This is a genomic window from Desulfobulbus rhabdoformis (assembly GCF_016919065.1).
GTDB lineage: Bacteria > Desulfobacterota > Desulfobulbia > Desulfobulbales > Desulfobulbaceae > Desulfobulbus > Desulfobulbus rhabdoformis.
Window position 1 is genome coordinate 1 of the sequence record NZ_JAFFQA010000132.1, and the last position, 1,199, is coordinate 1,199.

The 1,199-nt window shown below is 44.7% G+C and carries 1 pseudogene; it reads left to right on the forward strand.

Annotated features, from left to right (window positions below):
• The first annotated feature begins 237 nt into the window (after window positions 1–237).
• Window positions 238–464 (forward strand): annotated as a pseudogene (locus JWJ90_RS24080) (type II toxin-antitoxin system RelE/ParE family toxin).
• The last annotated feature ends 735 nt before the right edge of the window (window positions 465–1,199 follow it).

Here is a 1,199-nt window from a genome sequence, read left to right on the forward strand (position 1 = left end):
GAAATGATTTTACCTTCACTCATGACGTATCCTTTTTTGTTGGAAGTGAGTTTTGGCGAACTGTTTCCAACAGGATACGTCATTTTTCTTTTAGAGTCCCCTCAAACACCACTTTCGAGCATAACTCTCTAAATGATGACATGTAGCAGCAGAATTCGAGCTGTACAGTGACAGTAATCATCATAATCTTTTTGTCTGATTTGATCAGGATTCGGTCCTCAAAGCCATAGTCAAGATATCACCAAGGTCCTGCAAACGCCAAGATTCAAAAAAGCCGTCAAGAAGTTTCACCAGAATTAAAAAAAGGATCTGGACAAGGCCGTTAAGGTGCTCATGAAAGATCCCCTTTTGGGTGAGCAGAAAAAGAGGGCTTTGTCATTTCTGCGAGTTACAAATTCAAAATGAATAAACGACTCACTCTTCTTGGCTATAGCCACCAAGACGGAACTGCCACCCTTGAGTAAATGGCTCTTGGTTCTCATGAAAAATTATATTGAGATATAAAAAGCATTTCCTGGGCCGAATACTCGTCAACTAGGCTATTTTGAATCAAATTTTGGCAGGGCAGCGGGTTACGATCGATAGGAGATATCTGAACTCCTAACATAGAATTAAACGGCTCCGTGCTTTTGGAAGTCCGGGGTAAATGTCGGGTTAGCCGTTTTTACGGCGTTCCTGAAGAGCTTGAAGAAATGACGTGAACTCACTTTGCGTGGCGAAAGATTTTGAGAGAAGGCGCGACTCTCCAACTGACGATGAAATAATTGCCATTTGCTGCCCCTGTATGTTCGTAACCTGCACTTGAGTAATGGAATTATATGGAATTGTGATAGGCGACATAGAGATGGATGCTCTTGGAACTAGAGCACCTATCGAGCCAAGCTCCACGAAGCTCACGGCACTTTGTGTGCGGATGGCAAATCGAAGAACTATCACAGTGGCAAATAGACCGAAAGCGGTAAGTCCCCAGAAAACGAGCTGGAGTGCTTCTGGCGATAATATTCTCGCGAGCAATCTTATTCTATAGAAGTCAGGTTTCGTATATGCGATGTATCCGATCCCTGCTGTTGGAGAGAAGTGGTCCCTCTTTTTGGACCACCACTTTATGTCTTTAGGCTAACTCCATAGCTCCGGTGGTGCCGCTCAGCCCCTCCCCCCGCGGGGGGAGGGGCTGATTTTTTTCAGGCCGCTTCTTTTGT